The sequence below is a fragment of the Aquirufa beregesia genome (assembly GCF_011090385.1).
In the GTDB taxonomy this organism is placed as follows: Bacteria; Bacteroidota; Bacteroidia; order Cytophagales; family Spirosomataceae; genus Aquirufa; species Aquirufa beregesia.
Window position 1 is genome coordinate 527,838 of sequence record NZ_SEWW01000001.1, and the last position, 25,138, is coordinate 552,975.

At 38.0% G+C, this 25,138-nt stretch carries 18 protein-coding genes; 10 read left to right on the forward strand and 8 right to left on the reverse strand.

The features are described from left to right. Window positions 1-70 precede the first annotated feature (70 nt). The 8 genes from EWU23_RS02295 to EWU23_RS02330 all read left to right on the forward strand — a co-directional run bounded on the left by EWU23_RS02295 (window position 71) and on the right by EWU23_RS02330 (window position 13,410). Window positions 71-376, forward strand: a complete 306-nt coding sequence (locus EWU23_RS02295) for a hypothetical protein (protein WP_166228394.1) — start codon at window positions 71-73, stop codon at window positions 374-376. A 142-nt stretch (window positions 377-518) separates the two neighbouring features. Then, a complete protein-coding gene (locus tag EWU23_RS02300) occupies window positions 519-2,117 on the forward strand; it encodes a SulP family inorganic anion transporter (RefSeq protein WP_166228396.1) in 1,599 nt (532 codons plus the stop codon). 92 nt (window positions 2,118-2,209) lie between these two features. After that, window positions 2,210-4,714 carry a YbcC family protein gene (locus tag EWU23_RS02305; RefSeq protein WP_166228398.1) on the forward strand — a complete coding sequence of 835 codons (2,505 nt, stop codon included), beginning with the start codon at window positions 2,210-2,212 and terminating at the stop codon, window positions 4,712-4,714. 5 nt (window positions 4,715-4,719) lie between these two features. After that, window positions 4,720-6,585: a proton-conducting transporter transmembrane domain-containing protein gene (locus EWU23_RS02310; RefSeq protein WP_166228400.1), complete on the forward strand. Its 1,866-nt coding sequence runs from the start codon at window positions 4,720-4,722 to the stop codon at window positions 6,583-6,585. Window positions 6,586-6,719: 134 nt separating this feature from the next. Continuing rightward, window positions 6,720-8,126: a glycoside hydrolase family 30 protein gene (locus EWU23_RS02315; protein WP_166228402.1), complete on the forward strand. Its 1,407-nt coding sequence runs from the start codon at window positions 6,720-6,722 to the stop codon at window positions 8,124-8,126. After that, the gene (locus tag EWU23_RS02320; RefSeq protein WP_166228405.1) at window positions 8,123-9,493 is read left to right on the forward strand and encodes a Gfo/Idh/MocA family protein; all 1,371 of its coding nucleotides are present in this window, start codon (window positions 8,123-8,125) and stop codon (window positions 9,491-9,493) included. The genes EWU23_RS02315 and EWU23_RS02320 overlap by 4 nt, the downstream gene beginning before the upstream one ends. Window positions 9,494-9,505: 12 nt before the next feature. Continuing rightward, a complete protein-coding gene (locus EWU23_RS02325; protein WP_166228407.1) occupies window positions 9,506-10,900 on the forward strand; it encodes a sialate O-acetylesterase in 1,395 nt (464 codons plus the stop codon). A 29-nt stretch (window positions 10,901-10,929) separates the two neighbouring features. Continuing rightward, window positions 10,930-13,410, forward strand: coding sequence for a PIG-L family deacetylase (locus EWU23_RS02330; protein ID WP_166228409.1), 2,481 nt, complete (start codon window positions 10,930-10,932; stop codon window positions 13,408-13,410). Between the two features lie 183 nt (window positions 13,411-13,593). Here the strand turns inward: EWU23_RS02330 and EWU23_RS02335 are convergent, their stop codons facing one another. Genes EWU23_RS02335 through EWU23_RS02350 form a run of 4 tightly spaced genes read right to left on the reverse strand, consistent with a single transcriptional unit; the run spans window position 13,594 to window position 17,456 of the window. After that, the gene (locus EWU23_RS02335; RefSeq protein ID WP_166228411.1) at window positions 13,594-14,448 is read right to left on the reverse strand and encodes a 3-hydroxyacyl-CoA dehydrogenase; all 855 of its coding nucleotides are present in this window, start codon (window positions 14,446-14,448) and stop codon (window positions 13,594-13,596) included. A 1-nt stretch (window position 14,449) separates the two neighbouring features. After that, window positions 14,450-15,475, reverse strand: a complete 1,026-nt coding sequence (locus tag EWU23_RS02340) for a phosphotransferase family protein (protein ID WP_166228413.1) — start codon at window positions 15,473-15,475, stop codon at window positions 14,450-14,452. Continuing rightward, a complete protein-coding gene (locus EWU23_RS02345) occupies window positions 15,472-16,683 on the reverse strand; it encodes an acyl-CoA dehydrogenase family protein (protein WP_166228415.1) in 1,212 nt (403 codons plus the stop codon). Before EWU23_RS02345 ends, EWU23_RS02340 begins: the two co-directional genes overlap by 4 nt. Before the next feature lie 5 nt (window positions 16,684-16,688). Then, a complete protein-coding gene (locus EWU23_RS02350; protein ID WP_166228417.1) occupies window positions 16,689-17,456 on the reverse strand; it encodes a glucose 1-dehydrogenase in 768 nt (255 codons plus the stop codon). Window positions 17,457-17,565: 109 nt separating this feature from the next. On the opposite strand from EWU23_RS02350, the gene EWU23_RS02355 reads away from it, so the two are divergent. Further along, window positions 17,566-18,537: a zinc-dependent alcohol dehydrogenase family protein gene (locus EWU23_RS02355; protein ID WP_166228419.1), complete on the forward strand. Its 972-nt coding sequence runs from the start codon at window positions 17,566-17,568 to the stop codon at window positions 18,535-18,537. 86 nt (window positions 18,538-18,623) lie between these two features. On the opposite strand, the gene EWU23_RS02360 is transcribed toward EWU23_RS02355, so the two are convergent. Next, window positions 18,624-19,811: an alpha/beta hydrolase family protein gene (locus EWU23_RS02360; protein ID WP_166228421.1), complete on the reverse strand. Its 1,188-nt coding sequence runs from the start codon at window positions 19,809-19,811 to the stop codon at window positions 18,624-18,626. A 19-nt stretch (window positions 19,812-19,830) separates the two neighbouring features. After that, on the reverse strand, window positions 19,831-20,211 hold the full coding sequence (locus EWU23_RS02365) for an iron chaperone (RefSeq protein ID WP_205753053.1): 381 nt from the start codon (window positions 20,209-20,211) through the stop codon (window positions 19,831-19,833). A gap of 499 nt (window positions 20,212-20,710) precedes the next feature. Here EWU23_RS02365 and EWU23_RS02370 point away from each other — a divergent pair, with 499 nt between their 5' ends. Continuing rightward, window positions 20,711-22,444 (forward strand): LTA synthase family protein, encoded by a 1,734-nt coding sequence (locus EWU23_RS02370; protein ID WP_166228425.1) that lies wholly within the window; start codon window positions 20,711-20,713, stop codon window positions 22,442-22,444. Here the strand turns inward: EWU23_RS02370 and EWU23_RS02375 are convergent. Beyond that, window positions 22,418-23,518, reverse strand: a complete 1,101-nt coding sequence (locus tag EWU23_RS02375) for an acetolactate synthase large subunit family protein (RefSeq protein WP_205753054.1) — start codon at window positions 23,516-23,518, stop codon at window positions 22,418-22,420. The two genes, EWU23_RS02370 and EWU23_RS02375, sit on opposite strands and share 27 nt — an antisense overlap. A 110-nt stretch (window positions 23,519-23,628) precedes the next feature. Beyond that, window positions 23,629-24,807, reverse strand: coding sequence for a YaiO family outer membrane beta-barrel protein (locus EWU23_RS02380; RefSeq protein ID WP_205753055.1), 1,179 nt, complete (start codon window positions 24,805-24,807; stop codon window positions 23,629-23,631). Window positions 24,808-25,138: the final 331 nt, after the last annotated feature.

Here is a 25,138-nt window from a genome sequence, read left to right on the forward strand (position 1 = left end):
GGTTTATATGAAATTCAATCGTTATTTCTTTTTGTTTATCAGTATCTTCTTTTTCTTGGTCACGGCCTCGATGAAGCAAATAATTGGTTTAACTCAAGAAAGTACAATTGAAAACAATTTTAAGGTTAAAAAAACAGAGCAAAAAGAGCTTGGTTTTTTTAACCTTTTATTTGAAGAAGACCGCGATACTACGGAAGAAGACGATGATGAAACAGAATGTGTTCATTTTGACTTTTCTGATTTTGATTTATCTAGCCACTTTTCATTCAATAATCCCTATTCAGGGGCATTAAAATCTGTAGCTATTCCATCTTTGATGGCTAATAGCTTTTCAACAACCCCATTTTTCATACTTTTCAGGAATATCAGGCTGTAGGATTAATCGCATAGATTATCCTTTATTCAATTCGCCTATTGGATCCTATCCAAATTTTACCACCGCTCATTGATTTTTCTTTAAAAATTGCTTGACAATTTTACTTTTAAAAGAGGAATGAATGCGCACATGAAAAATAAAAATGAAAAATGTAACGCCTCAAATCCCCAAAGATGGAATAGCTGGATTGAAAGAAAATTTCAGTGCCGATGCTGTTTCAGGTTTTATTGTATTTTTATTAGCCTTGCCTTTAAGTTTAGGTATTGCTAAAGCTTCTGAATTCCCACCATTGATGGGATTATTATCCGCCATTATTGGTGGTATTATTGTCAGTCTATTTTCAGGTTCACGCTTAACGATTAAAGGGCCTGCAGCAGGACTTATTGTCATTATTGTAGGTGCTGTAGCTGATTTTGGTGGGGGAGAGCAGGGCTGGCATTATGCCCTAGGAGCTATCGTAGTGGCAGGAATCGTGCAGATCCTTTTTGGTGTTTTTAAACTCGGAAAATTAGTTGATTTCTTCCCCCTTTCTGCCGTTCATGGTATGTTGGCCGCAATTGGTTTAATTATCATATTCAAGCAAATACCGGTTTTATTGAATGTTAATCCATTATTAGCTAAAGGGAAAAGCCCATTTGAATTGGCAGCCTCGATTCCTCAATTTGTGATGAATTTAGATAGAAATGGTGCTATTGTGGGTATGCTAAGTTTTATCATCATGATGACTTGGCAAAAGATTCCAGTAAATTTTTTACGTAAGATTCCAGCTGCCTTGATTGTATTGTGCATTGCTATTCCTGCAGAGATTTTTTTAGATTTTAAGCATACTGAACCAGCATCCGCCTTAGTGAAAATTGGCAATCTGATTGATAATATCCATGTAAACGTTGACTTTTCGGGATTTGCCAATAAAATGGTATTTATCAAATATGTAATCATGTTTGCTTTGGTTGGTTCTTTAGAGTCATTATTGACCGTTAAGGCCATAGACATGCAAGATCCATACAAGCGCAAATCCAATCCAAACAAAGATTTAATTGCCGTTGGTATCGGGAATACCTTGGTAGGAATTTTAGGTGGTTTACCCATGATTTCCGAAGTGGCGCGTAGTTCGGCGAACGTCAACAATGGAGCCCAAACACGCTGGGCAAACTTCTTCCATGGTTTCTTTATTTTGGTGTTTGTGGTATTTGCGGCCCCTGTCATTGAACTTATTCCCAATGCGGCATTAGCGGCCATGTTGGTTTCAGTGGGTATCAAATTAGCTCATCCCAAGGAGTTCATCCATATTTTCAACATCGGTAAAGGTCAATTGGCTATCTTTTTAGTCACTATTTTCTTTACCTTGTATGAAGATTTATTGATTGGTATTGCTGTAGGTATGTTGGTTAAAATACTCATTCATTTGTTAAACGGAGCACCAATATCTAGCTTCTTTAAATCCAATGTAACTGTTTCTTTCAATGATGATCAATATTTAGTTGAGGTAACTAAAGCGGCTGTATTTACGAATTATATGGGATTAAAAGCTAAATTGGATGCCATTCCTCAAGGAATGCATGTCACCATGGATTTTAGTAATACGCATTTGGTAGATCACTCGGTCATGGAAAATTTGCATCATTTTGAGGCAGATTACATCGCTGCAGGGGGTACATTTACCATCATTGGCTTTGACGAGCATATTTTGCTTTCCGAACACAAATTGGCAGCTAGAAAAAAGAAACAAATAATTTCTTAATTTCATTTTGAGAATCAAATCTCATTCCGCCTACATTTTTCATACATTCCAATGAGAATTTTTCCTCTCATTGGAATAATAAATTAAGGAAGATGACTACAACACATAAGGGATTTCATCTAGAGCATGTTCTGCATGAATTAAAACATTATTTGCCTGCACAGGCTCCATTAATGGATTTTGTGCATCATAATACTTTGCATGCCTTTCAACATTTACCTTTTCATGAGGCACTAAGAAAGGCACATACCACCTTGGGGTATCAAGTTTATCTTAGTGTAGATCAGTTTCGTGAACTTCACCATGCTAAACGGATCAATGACGATATTTTAAATAATGTCATTGAAAAGAAAAAAGGAGCGAAAAAAACGACTCAGTGGAAATACAAATTATTACATCAAGAGTTAGAAAGTGTTCCTAGTCCTAGAATTGGAGCTTTACGCGGTCAATGGAAAAAGGTGTACAATATCGATTTGGATTCGATGGTACATCCAAATTTATTTCGTTTAATATCCAGTTATCTAGATCAAGGGATTTCAATTTGGCATTTTCCCATCGAGAATAAAAGCTTTTTAGAAGCGATTAAAGAGCTTGAAAAAAAGAGCTGGCTTAGTTTATTTAAAGGCAAAAGAGCCAAAAATATGCTCCTAGATGAGCATACTACCCTAGAAGATTTATTGAGCATTCTGGTAGGTTCACATCCTCATCTGTATGAACAATACCTCTTTGACCAACAATTTGCCCATCAGGGATGGTCTGGAATGGTTTCTACCGTTGAGGATTTACCACAAACCTTGTTAGATCGTAGGCAAATAAGCCTGCATGATTTGATCATGCTCGAATGCTTATTGGAAATTGATACCATTGATTATCTATTATCAAGCGGTTGGATTGGCTTAGGAAATACCTTAGAAAATCCGCTTCCTTCTTTATTGGATCCTATTGAGCATTCAGAAGTCATGGAAATTCTATCTATTTTCCAGGAAGCATTTGAATGGACATATTATGACCAAGTTTTAGCGGGAATTCAGCAAGAGTCTAAAATGCCTAAATCGACTGGCACTAAAAGCTTTCAAGGTTTATTTTGCATTGACGACCGCGAATGTTCTTTCCGAAGATACTTGGAATCTATTGATCCTCATTGTGATACCTATGGAACGCCTGGTTTCTTTAGTGTAGAATTCTTTTATCAACCCATTGGAGGTAAATTTTATTCTAAGCTATGTCCTGCTCCCGTAACTCCCAAATACCTGATTAAAGAAATAGGAGATGAGAAGAAATGGGAAACTGACCCACATTTTTCCAAGCATAGTCATAATTTTTATACGGGCTGGATTATATCTCAAACCTTAGGTTTTTGGTCGGCACTCAAATTATTTGCTAATATTTTCAAACCAAGTATGAGTCCTGCTACGGCTTCCTCTTTGCGTCACATGGATAAATTTTCCCAATTGCAAGTGGATTACGATGCCTTAATCCAACAAGAAAATGGCTTGCAAATTGGCTTTAAAATCGATGAAATGGCCAATCGGGTGGAAGGGATGTTAAAAAGTATTGGCTTGGTCAAAGATTTTGCGCCAATCGTTTATGCCGTGGGGCATGGTGCAAGCTCTGTTAATAATCCACATTATGCTGCTTACGACTGTGGAGCTTGTTCGGGTAGAGCCGGTTCTGTAAATGCTCGTGTGGTGAGCCAAATGGCCAATAAACCGGAAGTGCGTGCGATTTTGAGAGAAAGAGGCATTGATATTCCTGATGAAACCATTTTTGTAGGAGCATTGCATGATACTACCCGCGATGAGATGGTATTTTATGATGATGAAATCAAGGATGAATTTTATGTGAAATTACATGCTCAGCATGCTAAGGTATTTGAAAGTGCACTTGATTTAAATGCGAAAGAACGTTCTAGACGTTTTGAATCCATCAATACCGAACTGAGTCCGAAGGAAATTCATGAAAAAATTCGCTTGCGTTCGGTATCTCTTTTTGAGCCTCGCCCTGAGTTAAACCATGCGACCAATGCCTTGTGTTTAGTAGGCCGCCGGGAGCTTTCCAAAGGGATTTTCTTGGATAGAAGGTCTTTCTTGAACTCCTTTGATTATCGGGTAGATCCGGAAGGAAATTATTTGTTAAACATTCTAAAAGCGGCTGCGCCCGTTTGTGGTGGTATTAATTTGGAATATTATTTCTCTCGAGTAGACAGTGAAAAATTGGGAGCAGGGACCAAATTACCTCATAATGTGATGGGGCTATTTGGAGTAGCCAATGGTATCGATGGTGATTTGCGACCTGGTTTACCTTCCCAAATGACGGAAGTGCATGATCCCATTCGACTGATGCTCATCGTGGAACATTTCCCGGATGTTGTATTAAAAACCATTCAAAGATCTACTGAAACCTATGAATGGTTCATCAACGATTGGGTGATCTTAGCCTCCGTCAATCCAGAAACCAAAGAAGTGCAAATATTCGAAAATGGGCAATTCAATCCTTACAAACCTATTAATAAGCAATTGGAACATATTCGTGAAATAGAAAGCTTATTAGAAAGTAATCAAGAGAATTTTCCCGTGTATTTAATCCAACAAGACTAATTTCCATGCAAAATTACCTTCCCATATTTATTTTAATTCCTCTGGCGGGTTTTTTGATAAGCTTAGTCTTACCCAAAAACGACGAGAGAAAAATATCATTTACGGCATTTGGAACCCTAGGAGTTCAATTGCTTGTGGCTGTATTGTTTGTTGCCAACTGGTTAGGCCTAGGCGCTCCAGACTGGCAAATGACAGGTTGGATTCTATTTAAAAACAGTGATTATGTATTCCAACTTGACTTTCTATTTGATTATATCACCAGTGTATATCTATTAGTAGGAGCTATTTTAACCTTTTTGGTCACGCTGTATTCCCGTTTTTACTTACACCGAGAACCTGGATATAAACGCTTTTTTAATACCACACTTTTCTTCTATTTGGGGTATTGTATCACCATTTTAGCAGGAAATATGGAAACCCTGTTCATCGGTTGGGAAATGTTAGGAATATCTTCCTTCCTCTTGATTTCCTTTTATCGTGAGCGGTATTTACCAGTTAAAAATGCCGTCAAAGTGTTTTCCATTTATCGGATAGGAGATGTGGGAATCATTTTAGCCATGTGGGCCAGCCATCATTTATGGCATCAGAACATTACTTTTTCTCAATTGAAGAATGCGGAATTAGTACATGAACATTTGCAAACTCATAGCTTTATTGGGGTATTTATTTCCTTAATGATTCTCGTTTCAGCTAGTGCAAAATCGGCCCAATTACCCTTTTCATCTTGGCTTCCAAGAGCCATGGAAGGCCCAACACCTTCGAGTGCCATTTTTTATGGTTCTTTGTCGGTCCATATTGGCGTATTTTTAATGATGAGAACATTTCCGTTTTGGGAGCACCAAATTTCCATTCGCATCCTCATTGCAGCCATGGGACTGATTACGGCGATAATTGCTACTGGAATAGCTAGGGTACAATCTTCTGTGAAAAGTCAGATAGCATATTCTTCTATAGCTCAAATTGGCTTGATTTTCATTGAAATATCCCTGGGATTTGAAAAATTAGCTCTGTTTCATTTTGCAGGAAATGCCTTTTTAAGAACCTACCAATTGCTGGTGTCTCCATCGGTAGTTAGCTATTTGATTCGAGAACAGTTTTATCATTTTGAACCACGAGATAAGACCGTGGAAGATTCGTTTTCTGATAAAATCCAAAACACCTTGTATTTGCTTTGTTTGAAGGAATGGAATTTAGACTCCATCATGTATCAATATCTTTGGAATCCAATGAAATGGGCAGGAAACAAGCTTAATTTCCTGACTGTCAAAAGATTAATAGGGATTTTTGTCCCCATTTTAATGGGTATTTTTATCATTAAAGAAAGTAATTACTTTAGTAATGATTGGACGCTATACATGCCCATAATTCTAGGATCTATTGGATTAATTTTTGTATTGAAATCTTTCACGCAAAGAAGAAGCCTACGTTTAAGCTGGATTCTGGTCATAATCAATCACATTACTATAGCTTTGGCTATTTCATTTAATGAAAGTTATGACAGTAAAGAAACCTGGATATATTTAAGCGGAATACTCATGGCGGGTATCATAGGTTATGCCTGTATCATGCGATTATTCCGTTTGGAAGGCAAAATACTCTTGAACCGCTTCCACGGTTTATCAGAAGAACATCCTAAAATTGCTTTCGTCTTTTTATTGGCTTGTTTGGGATTAACAGGTTTTCCAATAACACCTACTTTTATCGGTGAAGATGTCATTTTTTCCCATATTCATGAGGATCAATTTGCCTTAGCTGCTGTAGTTTCCTTGAGCTTCATTTTAGATGGACTTTCCATTATGCGTATTTACGCCCGTATTTTTATGGGTCCAAATTCTAAGACGCATACTGAATTCTCCAATCGTTATTTTTAACAAAACCCAAGACAATCCGTGTTTGCTAGCGAACTCCTGAAAAGGGTTCGCTTTTTTTATTGAAAAATAGTAAGATAGAATTGAACAATTTCAAAATATGAATATCTTTAAGCTTGCAATCTAATACCTAGTTTATGAATGTAGTAAAAGCTAATCCAAAATGCATTTGGATGCTTTTTATGCTGTTAATTCCTTTGAGCATGAAAGGACAATCCATTGAGAATTGGATTTCCCTTCCAAAGAAAAAACAGATGTTTCAAAAATACCCCAATCTGGCCTGGGACACAAGAAATATAAGCCGTCAAACCAATCCCATCAATTTAAATCCTCAAGGCTTAGATCAAACGGTGGATGGATTTGGCTATACATTAACAGGTGGCAGTGCCCATTTAATTCAAGCATTGGATTCCCAGACTAAACGAGAGCTTTTACAAGAACTATTTGGCAATAAACTGAACCAAGTAGGTATTTCTGTACTGAGAATTAGCATAGGGGCTTCAGATATGGATGAAAAGGTATTTTCATATGATGACGTCCCAATGGGAAAAGAAGATCTTACTCTTGAAAACTTTAGTTTACATGAAGACAAAAAAGCTTTAATTCCTCTTTTAATTGAGATTTTGAGCATTAATCCCAAAATAAAAATATTCGCTACTCCTTGGAGTCCTCCGACCTGGATGAAAGATAATCATGAAACCAAAGGAGGTAAATTACAACCAACCTATTATGAGGTATATGCCCGGTATTTCATCCGATACATCCAAGAAATGAAGAAATTGGGGATCAACATACATGCCGTAACCCCGCAAAATGAACCTTTGCATCCCGGCAATAACCCTAGTTTATCCATGTCGGCAGAGGAACAAATGGTATTTATACGCGATTTTTTAGGTCCACAGTTTCAGAAAAATCGAATCTCCACAAAAATCATTTGTTATGATCATAATTGCGATAAACCTGAATATCCTATTACTATTCTTAATGATCCACAAGCCAGAAAGTATGTCGATGGATCGGCTTTTCATCTATACAATGGAGATATTAGCGCATTAGCACAAGTAAGGACAAAGCATCCAGATAAAAACCTCTATTTCACAGAACAATGGACAGGAGTGAAAGGAGATTTTTATGGAGATTTCATGTGGCATATCAAAAACGTAGTCATAGGCTCTATGAATCAAGGTGCTAAAACGGCCTTGGAATGGAATTTAGCCAATGATCAAAACCTAGGTCCCCATAGTCCAGGTGGATGTACCGAATGCTTGGGAGCCATTACCTTGAGCCAAGGAATACAGCGAAATGTTGCTTATTATATTATTGCTCAAGCTTCCTCTTTTATTCCTGCAGGTTCAAAACGAATTAAATTAAACCAATCACCTAATTTACCCATGGTGGCTTTCCTTAGACCTGATAAAAAAATCTGTTTATTGGTTCAAAATGAAGGCCCTGAAAAACAAAAAATACCCATTCAATACCTAAACAAAACGGTTGAACTGGAAATCCCAGGCTCATCTGTTTCAACTTTTATATTCAAGCTATGAAAACATTCAACATTAATCGAAGACATTTTTTAAAAGGTGCCACCGCCAGTTTAGCCCTGTCTCAATTCGGTGCTTATGGCCTTGACTTAATTCATCCCGACAAACCTTTGCGAGTAGCCTTAATAGGAACTGGTTGGTATGGAAAAAGTGATCTATTCCGACTTATCCAAGTAGTTCCAGTAGAAGTAGTGGCGCTATGTGATGTCGATAAAAACCAGTTAAATCAAGCTGGTAAATTGGTGAGTGAACGTCAAAAATCAGGTAAAGTACCGCGTCTATATGGAGACTACCGTAAGCTTTTGAAGGAAAACGAATTGGACATTGTGTTAATAGGCAGTCCTGATCATTGGCATCCTTTACAAATGATCGAAGCAGTAAAGGCAGGAGCTAATGTCTATGTACAAAAACCCATTTCTGTGGATGTTTTAGAAGGGGAGGCCATGGTAGCGGCCGCGAGAAAATATGGAAAAGTAGTACAAGTGGGTACTCAAAGAAAAAGTACGCCGCATTTAATTCATGCCAAAAAAGAAATCATCGATAAAGGCCTCTTAGGAAAAGTCGCTCACGTGGAAATGTATTGTTATTACCACATGAGAAATAACGGAAATCCACCTGTTCAGGCGGTTCCAGACTATTTTGATTATGAGATGTGGACAGGGCCTGCACCTATGAGACCCTACGATGGAAGCCCGCATATCCGTTGGTGGAGAACGTTCAAGGAATATGGCAATGGTATCATGGGTGATATGTGTATCCACATGTTTGATACGACTCGTTGGATGTTGGATTTAGGCTGGCCAAAACGTATCAGCTCTCAAGGTGGAATTTATGTACAAAAAGAAGGGAAATCCAATATTTCAGATACTCAATCCGCTGTTTTTGAATACGATGGTTTAAACTGCGTATGGCAGCACCGCACTTGGGGTACACCGAATGACCCTGAATATCCTTGGGGATTAACCATCTATGGTGAAAAAGGTACCTTGCGTGCTAGCACCATGAAATATGATTTTACTCCGACAGATTCCAAGCAAAAAAGCCTTCACATGGATGTAATTTATGAAAAAGAAAAATATCCAGAAGATCTAACCGAGGAACGAATTGAATTAAATGCTGCCCCAGCTACACGTTTACACATGTTGGATTTCTTGGCTGCCATTGATAAAAAATCCAAACCTATAGCCGACATCAGTGAAGGACATATTTCTACGGCAAGTTGCTTGTTAGCTAATGTTTCCATGGATTTAGGGGGAAGACCTTTAATTTATGATCCAAGTGCCCAAATTATTGTCAATGATCCCCAAGCCACTGCCTTGTTGGCAAGGCCATATCGTGGACCATGGAATAGAAACATGTTGAAATCATAAATTACAACAAATATGAAAAAGATATTTTATCTGCTGGTATTGCTGTGCTCCAGTTATCTAGCCAATGCCGATGTTCAATTACCCGCAATTATTGGAGACCACATGGTCTTACAACAAAAAAGCAAAGTGACTTTGTGGGGTTGGACAACCAATCCTACGGAAACCGTAAAAATCAATGTGGATTGGGATACAACTCATTTTAAAACCAAGGCTGTTTTAGGTAAATGGAGTATTCAAATACCTACCCCAGCCGCAGGAGGAAACCATCAGATTGAATTTCAGGGAAATAAAAACTCCATTAAAATCACCGACGTGGTGTTTGGAGAAGTTTGGGTTTTTTCGGGTCAGAGTAATATGGAATGGAGTGGAGATCAAAACCTCCAGGAAACGCTGGATGAAATGCCCAATGCCACCAATAACCAAATTCGCTTTTTCTATATCCCTAAAGCTACCTCTTCTTATCCTCAAGAAGATGTCAGAGCACATTGGATAGTTTGTAATCCTGAAGCCATGAAATCCTTTTCGGCGATAGGTTACTTTTTTGGAAAAGAATTAAACCAAAAATTGGGTGTACCCATGGGATTAATCAATTCCAATTGGGGGGGAACTCCTGCTGAAGTTTGGACACCGGAGGATATTTTGGCCAAAAAAACTCCTTTATGGGAGGCTGCTAAAAAACTAAGACCCAATTCCTTTTGGTCCGTTTATCCTGGATTAAATTACAATGCAATGATTGCTCCCATCACTTCTTATACCATTGCAGGAGCTTTATGGTATCAGGGTGAAAGTAATGTTGGCCAATATCAAACCTATGCGGAACTCATGGAAACCATGATCAGCTCTTGGAGAACGGCCTTCAAGAATAATTTCCCTTTCTATTTTGCTCAAATTGCACCTTACAATAAATATGGCGACAATAATTTGGGAGCCAAATTACGGGAAGCTCAAACCAAGAATTTAGCCATTGAAAAAACGGCTATGGTGGTTTTGAGTGATTTAGTCCCTGATGTAAGCAACATTCACCCCACACAAAAAATTGAAGTCGCTCATCGCTTTGCTAGTTTGGCCTTAGTAAAAAATTATGGTCAAGAAGCAGGTCCTATATTTTATCCTAAATATGATAGACATCGGGTAGAAAAGGGTAAAATCCGGATCTATTTTAGAGAATTAAATGGCAAATTAGTGGCAAAGGATGGTGATCCTTCTCATTTGATGATTGCTGGAGAAGATCAGAAATTCTATCCTGCCCAAGGGAAAATCGATGGAAATACGCTCTTAGTTTCATCTCCAGAAGTCCCTAATCCAGTGGCTGTTCGATATTCCTTTAGCAATGATGCCCTACCTAATTTATTCAGTCGAGAGGGTTTACCTGTTAATCTTTTCCGAACCGATACGTGGGATAACTAAATCCTTTAACAAAAGCCTACCTTAAATTCATGAAAAAAATCTTTCTTTACTTATTAGCCTGTAGTAGTTTTTCCAGTTTTGCTCAGCAAACTAACGCTCAATTATACGAGGATTTACAATCCATTCAAGTATTAGGTACAGTTCTACACGTAGCGGCACATCCAGACGATGAAAGTACGCACATGTTAACTTGGTTTGCCCAGGAACAACACTGGGAAGCCAACTATTTCTCCTGTACCCGAGGTGATGGAGGCCAAAACTTAATTGGCGATGAACAGGGTGTTCCTTTGGGATTATTGAGAACCCAAGAATTATTAGCTGCTCGTAAAATAGATGGGGCCCATCAATATTTTTCTCAAGCCTTGGATTTTGGTTTTTCTAAATCGACAGATGAAGCCTTGGTTACTTGGAATCATGAGTTAATATTATCCAATTTGGTATGGGTCATAAGAAAATTACAACCCGATATTATTTTCACTAGATTTCCTCCTGACTCTAGAGCGGGGCACGGACACCATTCAGCTTCGGCAGCCTTGGCCATTGAAGCGTATGCAGCTGCAGCTGATCCTAAGCGCTTTCCTGAACAGTTAAGTAGAGGTGTTCAAACCTGGCAAGCGAAACGTTTACTTTGGAATACCTTCCGTTTTCCAGGCTCTGCCAACAATACCATCAATGAAAACCAGTTTAAAATCCAAATTGGGAATTATTTACCGGCATTAGGTGTCAGCACGGGTGAATTGGCGGCATTAAGCCGAAGCCAACATAAATGTCAGGGATTTGGTTTTGCTGCGGATAGAGGATTAACTACGGAATATTTTGAAACCTTAGCAGGAGAGGCCCCCAAACAACAGTTATGGGATGGTGTTTCCACCTCTTGGTCTAGAATATCAGGATCGGAATCCGTAGAAGCTCAATTGAAAGAAATCATTCGATCATATCAATGGGAAAAACCATATGCCAGCGTAAAAGCCATGATTTCCTTGAAGAAAGCCATTGAAGCCTTACCCAAATCTATCTACCAAGAAAAGAAATTGGTTCAAGTGAAAAATTGGATTTTGAAGGCTGCCGCTTTATATGTTTCTGGAACCACGCAACAAAGCACCATAGCCACAGGAGACACACTGAATTTCAAAACAGAAATTATCTTAAGAAGTCCATTGACATTAGAAAATGTCCAAGTGAAAGTTCTTCAAAAAGACACCACTTTTGCTGGTAAAATAAACAGTTCTAAAAAACTCATTTGGAATGCTAAAATTCCTGTAAATCAATCATATACACAACCATATTGGTTACAAAAAGCGAGAAATTTAGGAAATTTTGTGGTAGAAAATCCGATGAAAATTGGACAAGCCGATGTGGACCCTGCTGTTACGATCCAGCTTAGTTTTCAACTAGAAGGAGAAACGTTTAGTCTGGAAAAATCCGTTCAACAAATGTTTGTAGACCCTGTAAAAGGGGAGAGCTACCAGCCTATTGCCATTACGCCTAAAAGTGTATTCTCATTAAGCTCCAATGTATTGGTATTAGCCAGTGGTTCCAAAGCACAAAAAAGCACTTTGGTTAATATTACAGCCATGTCGCAGATTAGTTCTGGTAACGTTCAAATCAAAAATGAATTAGGAGAAACTTTGGCCAATATTCCATTAGAAAAAGGACTAAAAAAAGGGGAAAAAAGATCCTTTGCCATTTCATTCCAAGAAAGTACGTTAAAAGGTACAGGCAAAATTCACCATCAATTATCCTTGGCATATTCAACTGAGCGTGGGAATTGGATAGATTCATTAGAACTCCACACTATCGAATATGCCCATATCCCCACACAACGATATTTTACTGGAGTTGGGCTAGATTTAATTCATAGCCCAATTATCAGCAAAGGGAAACGCATTGGCTACATTCGTGGAGCTGGTGACAAAGTTCCTGAGGCCTTGTTGCAAATGGGTTACCAAGTTGACTTCCTTCAAGAAAATGATTTGAAATTGGAATCATTAAAGAAATATGATGCCGTAGTGACAGGAGTGAGAGCCTACAATACGGAAGATTATCTAGGAAATGTTCATCCAGAATTGATGAAATACATCGAAAATGGTGGCAATTATGTGGTTCAATACAATACAGCCAGCTTTTTAGGTCCTATGAAAGCGCAAATGGCACCTTATCCTTTTCAAGTGGGTCGTTCTAGAATTACCCGTGAAAATGCCCAGCCAGAGTTTCTAATGGCTAATCATGCGGTATTTAATCAACCAAACAAAATCACGGCAGAAGATTTTCAAGGTTGGGTGCAAGAACGCAGTATCTATTTGGGAGAATCAAATGACCCGCACGTAGAATTTCCATTAGGTTTTACTGATCCTGGGGAAAAACTAGAAAAAGGGAATATTGCTGTAGCTCCTTATGGAAAAGGTCGATTCATTTATACTGGACTTGTATTCTTCCGTGAATTACCTGCAGCGGTACCGGGTGCTTACCGTTTATTTGCCAATTTAATCAGTAACCCAAACAGTAAATAAAATTAACCATTCGAGGGATAGGTTATCTTCTCATAATCTTGATAATAAATGTCAATTTATTATCAAGATTATTCCTTTCCCATTATTAGAACAGAGAAAATTCAAATTGCGAGGGATTCCTATGTATCATCCAGAGAAATCAAAGAAGAATGTAAAATGTAGAAAATTATCATTTTACATTCTTCATTTTTCATTCGGATACTCGTAAAACCCTTCGCCCGATTTTTCCCCTAATTTACCAGCATCTATATAGGTCTTTAATAAGGCAGCAAAGGCTTTCGAATTGGCATCTGGTAATTGATGAGTGACATGCCAAGCCGTGTCTAGTCCAATGGAGTCCAAAATGGCAAACGGCCCCATAGGAACGTGAAAATTGACCATCCAAGATTTATCAATGTCTTGTATCGTAGCCACTTCATTCACCAATAGTTTTCCAGCTGCTCCTAAGAAAGAAAGTAACATGGCATTAAATATATATCCGTTATTTTCTTTTTTCAGTATCACAGGTACTTGTTTCAGTTTCTGCCCAAAATCATGCAAAATTTCAATCACATCAGCATCTGTACCTGGATGAGGCATGATATCCACAATTTTTGAATAAAAAACATCATGAAAATGAAAGGCACAAAAGCGCGTCGGGCGGCCGGTAAATGGAGCTAAAGAGGAGGGTAGTAAATAAGAAGTATTCGTGGTGAAAATGGTTTTTTCAGGAGCGATTTGCGCCATTCTTGCCCAAACTTTTTGTTTAAGTGCTGAATCTTCCGTGACCGACTCAGAAATGATATCTGCCTCTGCTACAGCCTCCACATCACTCAAGGTATAGCTTAATCGAGTTAATGCAGCATCTATGGCTTCTTTCGTATAAGTCTCCGAAGCGATTAATCCTTTGGCAATCTTGGCAATCATCTTTTTTGATGAATCAAATGATTCCTCTTTGATATCATACACTTTGACCCAATAACCCGATAATGCAGCTTGGAAAGCAATTCGGCTTCCTAAAGTTCCTGCTCCTAAAATACACACGTGTTTGATTTCCATATTAAATCCGATGAGTTAAAATGCTTTGAACAGCTAATTTCCCACAAGCTTTAACCACATGAATCAATGCCGCAAAGCGAGGATCAGGGGCAAAACCTTGTACATGTCTTTGGTAGATTTGTTGGGCTATCACACCCACCTTAAATAAACCAAAAGCATAGTAAAAATGTATCTTATCTAAATTCAAGGAACTTCGTTGAGCATAGTAGTCTATCACCTCGGCGCGAGTAAAATTTCCTTCGGCATAAGATAAATTAAACATTTTTAAGATCTCAGGATCTTTTGCCTCCGCCCAATAGGCTAAAACCGTTCCTAAATCCATTAATGGATCTCCCACCGTGGCCATTTCCCAATCAAGCACTGCCTTAACTTCGGGATGCTCAAAACTGGACAAGACTAAATTATCATATTTAAAATCATTATGGATGAATCCTACATGCTCTTCTGACGGAATATGTTGTTGTAACCAACCAGCCAGATGGTTCATATCCAAGATTTCTTCTGTCATTGCCTTATCATATCGCTCTGACCAACCCATTACCTGTCTAGTGACAAAGCCTTCTGGTTTTCCTAATTTTCCTAAACCTGAATGCTCCAATTCCAACTGATGTAATTCCAACAAAACATCCAATGATGTAGCCGAAAGTTGCTTAAAAAAGGGAGGAGAGAGGGATCGCCCTTCCGGCATTTTATTCCGTAAAATCGGTCCTTCTACATGTTCCATGATGAAAAATGGTGCGTCCCATATTCGTTCATCTTCGCAACAAAGGATAGGTTTAGGTATTTTCTGATATCCTGCTCTTTCCAGAGCTTCTAAAATCTGGAATTCCCTCACCATATCATGTGCTTTGGAAATTTTCTTTCCCAAAGGTGGCCTCCGCAAAACCCATTTTTTCCCTTGGGCTTCCAATCCGTAGGTCAAATTAGAAAACCCTCCTTTAAATACTGTCAATTGAAATTCCGAAGAGGGAACGTGTAAATGATCCGACAAATATTCCAATAAAGTGGGATTCGTTAAATTAATCATCTAGCACCATAGGATTGAATGATTCGCTTCGCTAAAACCGTTTTATGTACTTCATCTGGTCCATCATAAATTTTGGCTCCTCGCTCATGTCGATACCAAAAAGACAATAAGGTATCATCCGTAATACCTAAAGCTCCATGCACTTGAATGGCCTTATCGATCACGCGCATTAATACATTGGAAACATAAAATTTGATGGTAGAAATATCTTCTTTGGCAGCCTTTGCTCCGTATTTTTCAATCAAATAAGCCGTTTGCAAAACCATTAATCGAGAGGCTTTTATTTCTGCGGCACTTTCCGCTATACCATGCTGTATGCTTTGTTGATCTGCCAACACATGATGGGGATTTAACTCCCTAGCAATTGCCCTTTTACAAGTCAATTCCAACACCCGTTCACAAATACCAATCCAGCGCATGCAATGATGAATTCTTCCTGGACCTAGTCGTTCTTGAGCCAAAGCAAAACCCGATCCTGCTTCACCAATTAAATTCGTCTTAGGAACCCGACAATCCTTAAATTCAACTTCCCCATGGGATAAATAATCTTCACCTACATCGCCCATGATGGGGATATTTCGAATCAGGCGATAGCCAGGATTATCTAATGGAACTAAAATCATACTGGCCCGCTGATAAGGATTCAAATTGTCAGGATCTGTCACGGCCATCACAATGGTAAAATACGCCCCATCGGCAGAAGACGTAAACCATTTATGTCCATTGATGACATATTCATCACCATCCAATACGGCTCGAGTAGAAAGATGAATGGGATTACTTCCCGCATGTTCAGGTTCAGTCATGGCAAAACAAGAACGGATTTCTCCTTTTTGTAATGGATGAAGGTATTGTGCTTTCAAATCCTCAGAAGCAAATCGATGCATCAGTTCCATATTGCCAATATCGGGAGCTTGGCAGTTAAACACATAATGCCCTAATGGGCTTTGTCCCAAAACTTCCGAAATAGAAGCAAACTCCAATAGGCTTAATCCTAATCCACCTTCCTCTACAGCGAGATGCGGGGCAAATAAGCCTTCCGACTTAGCCTTTTGTCTCAACTCAACTAAAGCAGGCAAATGGGCCTTAAATGAACCATAAATGGCACCTTGTTCCAATGGTTTGAGATGCTCTTGAACAAATTGCTGATATCGGGGCAAAAGGCTTGATACTCGTTCAGAAATAAAAAAATGTGGCAAAGCTTCCATATTAATTAAATAGTAAAACCGCCATCGGCAGTCAAAACGGTACCTGTCGTATACGAAGAAGCCCCAGAAGCCAAATAAAGGGCAGCGGCGGCTATTTCATCTGGCTTACCCACCCGTTTGATAGGCAAGTTTTTCATCATGTGCTTAAGTATATGTTCATTATCCCAAAGGGCTTCTGAGAATTTAGTCTTGATTAAACCTGGACAAATGGCATTCACACGGATTCCATGTTCTCCCCATTCCTTCGCAAAAACTTCCGTCATGGAAATCAAGGCAGCTTTACTGACACTGTAAATTCCTAATCCTGGCTCAGGAGATAATCCCCCAATGGAGGAAATATTGATAACCGAAGCTCCATCTGATTTTTTTAAATAAGGAAAACAAATCTTCATCAATTGAAAGGGAGCTTTCAGGTTCACTTCTATGATTTTATCAAAAGCATCTAAGCTGGTTTCTTCTACGGGGCCAAAAACGGGATTCGTAGCGGCATTATTGACCACAATATCCAATTGTCCATAAAACTCGATGGTTTGATCTACCAGAGATTGTAATTCGTCCATGTGGCCTACATGGCAGGCAATTGCCTCCACTGACAATCCTTTTTCTCGGAGTTCTAGAGCCATCTCATCCAGTGACTCTTGTTTTCTACTACTTATGACCACTTTAGCTCCTGCTTGGGCAAAAGCCTCCGCTATACTTAAACCGATGCCCTTGCTGGCTCCAGTAATCAAAGCCACTTTTCCTTCAAGGGAAAATAAGGTAAATGGATGCATAAAATATTCATTTGTTAAGAAACAATTTAAGCATTCTAAGCTAGATTTAGATGGGCTATCAGCGATTTTTTTTATATTCCTTTTTATTTCCGCTTTTAAAATCATGAACATGAAACAAGTCATTTTTGAACAAACTGGATTACCCAAAGATGTACTACAATGGGTTGATGCACCCATGCCAGAACCCAAAGCCCATGAAGTCAGAATTCAGGTGCTAGCACGAAACATCAATCCTTCCGACATCATGTTTATTCAAGGTTTATATGGTATTCAGCCAAAATTGCCCTGCAGTGCTGGCTTTGAGGCAGTGGGTATTATAGAAACCACAGATAGTACATCAGTATTTCCTGTAGGTACTCGGGTCATATTTACGGCTATAGGTACTTGGAAGGAATATGTATGTGTTCCTGTAAATTCTGTCATTCCCATACCAGCCAATATGAGCAATGAAATGGCTTGTCAGGCATTTGTTAATCCATTAACGGCCTATGCCATGCTGGAAGAAAGTGGATTGAAGGAAGGAGATAAATTACTGATTACTGCAGGAGCCTCAGCTTGGGGTAAATTAGTCATACAAATGGCTAAGCAAAAAGGTATCTGGGTGGGAGCTACGGTACGTCAAGCCTCACAGAAGAAACACTTATACGATTTAGGAGCAGATTTAGTGATTGATACAGAAAATGAGAAAGTCACCAAGCTAATAAAAGAACAAGCCCCCAATGGGGTTCAAGCCGTATTTGATGCAGTAGGAGGTATATTAGCTGCTCAGGCTTTATCCTGCTTAGAAATAGGAGGGACCATGTATGTATTTGGTCTGTTAAGCTTGGAAAACATTCCTTTAAATTCCGGCCTTTTGATTTTCAAAAACCTGACGGTCAAAGGCTTCTGGCTAAGTAGCTGGATGGAAAATGCCAGTCATGAAACACGAAAAACAGCCATTAAGACTGTTTTTGAGCACTTGAGTAAAGAAAGTATCCAAGTAGATATAGCAAGTACCTTTCCATTAGAAAAATTCCAAGAAGCAATATGCGCTTATGAAACTCCAGGTAGGAATGGGAAGGTTTTGATAGTTAGTTATTAGGTATTAGTTATTAGGTATTAGTTATTAGGTATTAGGTGTTTACAATCAATATTAACTTCTAATCCCTAATAACTAATACCTAACAACTAAATCTGTGCCATCACTGCCTCATCCCCTTGTAGAGCATTGGATGGAATAGGATGCTGTGCATTGAATACACGTAATTCTTGATTCGTTAGAATAACCGATTTGTTTTCATCTACTTCCCCTTTTTTGTTTAAAATTAGGTTCATATCCATTCCTAAGTGTTTGGCTAAAAATGGATACAAGGCTAGTCGTTTATTCACTCCATAATCATGCACATCTTTGGCGAGATGCACATTTTCAACCAAAGCATCTTTTTGAAACAACGTATAAATATGTTTGATGAATGGATACTCTACATTCGGTGTATTCTTAGTCCAATCCGCTCCATCAGAAATCAAAAGCATCGGTCGGGGAGCAGTTAATGCCGCAATTTCAACGTTATTGGTTTGATAATCACCTTTTTTATGAATAGGCATCCCACTTTCACAGTTACAACCACCAAAGAAATGGGCAGAAACCATCACGCACGGTACAGCTACTTTGATTCTTTTATCCAAGGCCGCTAATAAAAAAGTTTGAGTGCCTCCTCCTGATTCACCTGTCATGGCTATACGTTCAGCATCCACCTGAGCTCTGCTCAAAAGGAAATCCAAGGCCCTAGATCCATTGATCGTCTGTAATTTTAATGACTTCTTGATCGTATGCGTGCACTGTTGAGAATCTCCATATCCCAGCATATCATAGGCAAAAACAATAGCTCCCATACGGGCTAGTGTAGCGCATCGCCTTTGGGTTTGCTCCCTAAATCTTCCTTCCGCTGCACCATCATGGCCATGAGTACATAAAATACCTGGATAAGATTTTCCAGCAGTCAATTCGGCTGGACAATACAAGTTGCCAGTCACATAAAAACCTGGCAAACTTTCAAAGGCTACATTTTCAATGGTATAGCCATTATATTCCTTCTTACTATGCATAATGGGAGCCAATGTAGGAGCAGCGGGCATTTTGTTTAATTCCATGCCCGTTTTGATTTGCTTGATGATTTGCTCCGAGCGTTTATTCCAAGCTTTTAAGTTAGTAGGAGTATGTTGCTCTAAAAATGCCTTTCCTTCCGCTTCAGTAAAATAGCCTCCCCGACAAAGTTCAGGTTCATCGCCTGCTATAGCCCAAGTGGATGAAGGAAGACAGAATGCCCCTAAAGTAAGGCTAGCGGATTGTAAAAAATGTCGACGTTTGATGATCATAAAAAATAGGTTTAAAATTTCATTTTGATTTTTTCACTTTGATTTGAAAATCCATTTCCTGAATTCGATACTGGATCATTTCTCGAATAAGCTCCTTGGGAAATGCTTTATTCATGGGAAATTGAATGGTGCCTTTTGACATGGCATATTCCTTGGATTGATCTTGAAAGGCTTCGATGCAGCTAGCATGAGGAAATAGACTGATATGCTCTTTAAATGCACCAAAATAAGCCAAAATTTTACCTTTCCATTTAAATGCAGGCATATGATACGAGATTACTTCTACTGCATCAGGAAGTAATTGCTTCACGATCTTCCGAATCTCCTGTAAGCGACCTTGTTTATCAAAATCTTGAGATTCAATATATTGGTCAATGGATTGATAAGCGATTTTATCCATGTTCAAATTTTTCCAAAATGTAAAGAAAAAATAAAATAAATCTATCTCTCTAAGAGAATTATATAAATGAGATAGAAGCTAATTGAGTTGGGATATTTATATTTACTCTTAACAAAAGTGTAATATTCAATTCTACTGAATTCCCCTTGTAATCTAGAATGAATCATTCCTAAGCAATTATTTCCTTATGAGTTCCTTGTTCCAGAAAATAAAAAGTCAAAAATCGAATATTGGCACATTTAGTATTTCCTTCAGCCGTTTAATGCTCGTCTGGTTGGGAACCCTATTTTTCCTTAGTCTATTCGAAATCCTGATAAACGGTTTTAGTAGGCAGTTTCCGGAAAATACATTTCAAATCCTATTATATGCACTTTGGAATAATTTCAACTATTGGATTTCTTGTCTATTCTATTTGTACGTGGTATTTATTGGTTTATCCTACCTATCCCTCAGGCTGACTACAATAACTAGTCAATGCCTCATTGGGCTATTTTTTGTAATGCACTTGGTATTAATAGGCTATTTCAACACGGCTCTTGTCCCATTAGGAGCTGATTTGTATAGCTATTCCATATCGGATATCCAGCAAACAGTGGGTGCTTCTTCGGGTACTGGATTACCCGTAATCATTGCCTTCGTCTTTTTAACAGGTATATTCATTAGCTGTATCAAATACCTACCAGTTAAAGTTAAAATAGGGCCTAAATGGAGTCTATTTTTCCCCATTTTATCCCTATTTCAATACATTACTCCATTCAATTCATTTACGATTAATTTCCCAACTGAATATGAAAATAACCTGACTATAAATAAGCCCGCCTTCTTTTTATCAGCAAGTAGCGATTATTTTTTTCACTCCAATGCCGAAGTGGATATTTATGCGGATGGTTATATTGGTGACTTTGAAGGATTTACAACCCAAGGTATCAAATTTGAATATCCTTACGAAACACAATATCCATTTTACCATAGTAACCAATCTCCAGATGTCTTATCTCCCTACTTTCAAGCACTGAAAACTCAACCCAACTTGGTGATTATTTTAGTAGAGGGACTTGGAAGGGCATTTAGTAACGAAGGCGCCTATTTAGGAAATTTCACGCCTTTTATTGATTCTTTAGCAGATAAAAGCCTCTATTGGAAAAACATGCTAAGTGCAGGAGGAAGAACTTTTGCTGTGCTACCTGCTTTATTGAGCTCTTTGCCTTTCGGAGAAAATGGTATTTTGGAAATGGGACCAGCCATTCCCAAGCATTTATCCTTATACACTATCTTAAAAAGAAATGGTTATCGAACTTCTTTTTACTATGGTGGTGAAACTGAATTTGATGGAATGAAAACCTATTTGGTCAATAATCATGTCGATGAAATCATAGAAGAAAAGTCTTTTCCAACAGGATACATCAAACTACCTCCCTCCACTAATAACTTCACCTGGGGCTATTCTGATGACGAATTATTTCGATATTATTTAAAAAAAAGAAATGGTGCACTGTCAAAGAAACCAGAATTAAATGTCATTTTGACAGTAAGCACTCACAATCCATTTTTAATTCCAAATCAAGGAAAATACATCCAAATGGTCAAGAATAGAATGGGTAAATTAGGCTTTAACGCCAATAAACAGGCAGAATACAGCAATTTCATGAACCAATATTCTAGTATCATGTACACAGATGAATCTCTGAAAAAATTCTTTCAAGAATATCAAAAACGTCCTGATTATACAAATACCATTTTTGTAATTACAGGAGATCACCGTTTGCCTGAAATTCCTATAAGTACTAAAATTGACCGTTACCATGTGCCCTTATTGATTTATTCGCCTATGCTAAAGCGTACCGCCCAATTTGCTTCTATCTCCACTCACTTTGATATAACACCTAGTTTGTTAGCCATGCTACAAAATCAGTTGAACTTCAACCTCCCTAAAACAGGAGCTAGTTGGATGGGAGATGGCTTAGATACCGCTAGAAATTTCAGAAATATTCATCAGTATCCTTTGATGCAAAATAAATCAACGTTAATTGATTTTATATTGGAAGACTACCACATAAACGGTAATACCTTATTCAAAATCACAGATAACATGGAAGAAACTGCTATTAAGGATGAAGTGAAATTAAGTCAATTACAAGCTGCATTTAGCATTTTTAAGAAAAAGAATGCGAAGTTAATTCTAGGTTTCAAAATGGTTCCAGACTCCTTAATCAGCCGTTATGGTATTAACTGATGTATTAAGTTTTGATTTTTTCACCGCATCGTCTAAAATATGGCTCATCATAGGACGATAAAACTTCCAGAAGAAGCTTTTGCGTTTCATAGGATCATTGTAAGTATAAAATAACGATAGAAAGGAGTCAATGCCTTTAAAGTAAGAGGCGTATTCGTGAATGGGATTATCGCAAAAGTCTCCCGAAAAATAATAAAATGGCGCCTTACTATTCTTAGCCATAATAACAGCGGGGAAGGTCGTAGGTATTCCATATTTCTTTAGTTCTGCCAAGCCTTGAACATTGTATTTTAAAGAAAATAAAGATACCACTTCATTCATGCGTGTATCAGGAACAATGATATCAAACCAAAAAGGATATTTCATTTCTTCTGGCAACCCAAATTTACTTTGTCCTAATTCACCACTATTAATGTAGGGAATAGGATCTTTTAAATGAGTTTTATCCTCTAAAATAACGACCTGCCCACCTTCCTCATGAACAAATGCAATTCCCGCATTTTTGAATTTCCATGGAGATTGATGAGTGGCTGTGTAGTTTTTTACCATCCAATGAGGAAGTGCCAAATTAACAGTGGTATCTAAATTATCAAAAAAACGTGCTGTCCAACCTGTCCAGCGCATGCCAAACATCTCCTCAAATTTTCCACGATTTTCGGCTGTGGTGGGAGATCCAATTGTATTAAACTCCGCAATAATTAGTTTTTTCTTGTCCTTCATGTGTTGAAGGAATTCAATGTCTTGATTACTTAAACCTCCATATAACATGCCATAACCCACTGACTGACTGACACTTTTATGATACCATTCTTGTTTATAAACACCATAAGTATCTGTGAAATATGCCATGTCGGAATCTTCACTTAATTGCTTTAATTGATCAGAAGAAAACCGTTCAAGTCCTTTGATTCGAAATTTTTCGTTCTCCTTTGGGAAAAAACCAAAGTAGTCATAATTAGTTTTGTAACGATCTGAACTCGTTTTAGTCAATCGTTTTTGATTCAACAACCAAGTGAAAGAAATGTGTTTGTCGCCCGCAGGAGTGAGTACTGATTTATCAATGATCGCGGCCACCCATTTGGTTGAAGGTGTGAAAAACCAAAAGAGAAACATCAGCAGAGGTCCTAGCCAAAAGAGGCTTAAAAACCAAAAGAGCTTATTGTTAAATGATTTTTGCATGAATGCTAAAATCTGCGGATGTAACCAACTCCTAATTCAAAGGCATTCCCACGAGTATCTTTTCTGTATTCCTGATTAGTCCAACTCGCTTTAAAATTGATGATATGAAAAGAATTAATCGAACGTCTATATCCCAAGGTTAAACCAGTAGATTGTAATTTATAAGCAGAAGCATTGATTAGAACTATATTTCTTTGATCATCAGGAGAAAGTCCTGTACTCAATACTAAACTTAAAAAATCATCGGTTCCACCTACATAATATCGAGTAGTGAAGGCAAACGATTGACTTAATTGACCAGAAGATGGCGTCAAATAAGTCCGTAAATTAAACCAATACGACTTATAATATTTACCCAAAGAGGCAGTATAAATCCACGTATTATCGCTGAATTGCAAGTAGCGAAACCCAGCCTCGGCCTCCATGCTTTTAGGGAGATTGGCATACAGAGAGAAGCCTGCCCTAGATTGAGGAAAAACACCTAAATTGGGAGAATATCCACCACTGACATATGCCATAAAAGTATTCGATAAGCGGGGATAAGCATCCACTTCAAATTGAATACCATTTTCATTAAAGCGATTCGCATAGTTGACTCTTCCTATAAGAGAACCTAGAGAAGTTTGCCTACTATAATCTAAACTAGTCAAATACCAAGGATCATCAAATTGTTTATCAAACGAAACAAAGGTATAATTCACTCCAATTCTATTGGAGAAGATATTTTCGCGTATTCGAATAGCCAAAGCACGCACATCTGCTTGAGTAGGATATTTCACTAAGACATCTGAAATGACTTGATTAGCTTCTGTCCATTTTTTTAAGTCATTAAGGAATTTGGCTTTTAGGATGGCTAATTCAACAGATGAAGGAAAATAACCCAATCCTTGATTACTTAAAAGTAGTGCTCTTTCTGAATTGTCATTCCAAAATTCTAAATTGGCATAAGCAACATAAGCATCTTCGATATCTGCTTTTTGTTGAAGGACAAGATCAAATTCCCTTCTAGCACTATCTGCTTGCTTTTCCCAAGCGTATATTCGACCTAAAAATATACGAATATCATAGTAATTAGGAGATTTTTGTAAGGCTGCTTTGGCTAATCGTTTGGCCAATGGATACTGTTTCTGTTCAAAAGCTGCCGTTCTCGCTTGGCTGAACAATTCCTCTGCATTTTGCGCCAAGGACGAAAATGAGTTGCATAAGAATATGACAAATAAAGAAATTGATAATTTTAAAGACATACAGGACCGAAAAACGTATTTCTATAAAATTATAAAAAAAAGTGAAAAAAAAGTGATTAGAGAGTAGTTATTAGGGTTTAGTCGTTAGAGGGGATGAAGAATGTAGAATTAGTCTCCTAATCCATTCATCATTTATCATGTTATTTAGCCTTTGCTGGGCGACAAAAAAAGAAGTTTTTTTGTTTCTTTTTTTTGAAAAAAAGAAAAGACCTAGGTAGTTGAAGTACCCCAAAAGTGAATCAATGATGTTTTTTCTAGGTTAGGTTATTAT

What these genes read in the sequence shown, in the direction of transcription:
- EWU23_RS02295 (WP_166228394.1), top strand. Translation starts at nt 71, where the DNA reads ATGAAGCAAATAATTGGTTTAACTCAAGAAAGTACAATTGAAAACAAT.
- EWU23_RS02300 (WP_166228396.1), top strand. Translation starts at nt 519, where the DNA reads ATGAAAAATGTAACGCCTCAAATCCCCAAAGATGGAATAGCTGGATTG.
- EWU23_RS02305 (WP_166228398.1), top strand. Translation starts at nt 2,210, where the DNA reads ATGACTACAACACATAAGGGATTTCATCTAGAGCATGTTCTGCATGAA.
- EWU23_RS02310 (WP_166228400.1), top strand. Translation starts at nt 4,720, where the DNA reads ATGCAAAATTACCTTCCCATATTTATTTTAATTCCTCTGGCGGGTTTT.
- EWU23_RS02315 (WP_166228402.1), top strand. Translation starts at nt 6,720, where the DNA reads ATGAATGTAGTAAAAGCTAATCCAAAATGCATTTGGATGCTTTTTATG.
- EWU23_RS02320 (WP_166228405.1), top strand. Translation starts at nt 8,123, where the DNA reads ATGAAAACATTCAACATTAATCGAAGACATTTTTTAAAAGGTGCCACC.
- EWU23_RS02325 (WP_166228407.1), top strand. Translation starts at nt 9,506, where the DNA reads ATGAAAAAGATATTTTATCTGCTGGTATTGCTGTGCTCCAGTTATCTA.
- EWU23_RS02330 (WP_166228409.1), top strand. Translation starts at nt 10,930, where the DNA reads ATGAAAAAAATCTTTCTTTACTTATTAGCCTGTAGTAGTTTTTCCAGT.
- EWU23_RS02335 (WP_166228411.1), bottom strand. Translation starts at nt 14,448, where the DNA reads ATGGAAATCAAACACGTGTGTATTTTAGGAGCAGGAACTTTAGGAAGC.
- EWU23_RS02340 (WP_166228413.1), bottom strand. Translation starts at nt 15,475, where the DNA reads ATGATTAATTTAACGAATCCCACTTTATTGGAATATTTGTCGGATCAT.
- EWU23_RS02345 (WP_166228415.1), bottom strand. Translation starts at nt 16,683, where the DNA reads ATGGAAGCTTTGCCACATTTTTTTATTTCTGAACGAGTATCAAGCCTT.
- EWU23_RS02350 (WP_166228417.1), bottom strand. Translation starts at nt 17,456, where the DNA reads ATGCATCCATTTACCTTATTTTCCCTTGAAGGAAAAGTGGCTTTGATT.
- EWU23_RS02355 (WP_166228419.1), top strand. Translation starts at nt 17,566, where the DNA reads ATGAAACAAGTCATTTTTGAACAAACTGGATTACCCAAAGATGTACTA.
- EWU23_RS02360 (WP_166228421.1), bottom strand. Translation starts at nt 19,811, where the DNA reads ATGATCATCAAACGTCGACATTTTTTACAATCCGCTAGCCTTACTTTA.
- EWU23_RS02365 (WP_205753053.1), bottom strand. Translation starts at nt 20,211, where the DNA reads ATGGATAAAATCGCTTATCAATCCATTGACCAATATATTGAATCTCAA.
- EWU23_RS02370 (WP_166228425.1), top strand. Translation starts at nt 20,711, where the DNA reads ATGCACTTGGTATTAATAGGCTATTTCAACACGGCTCTTGTCCCATTA.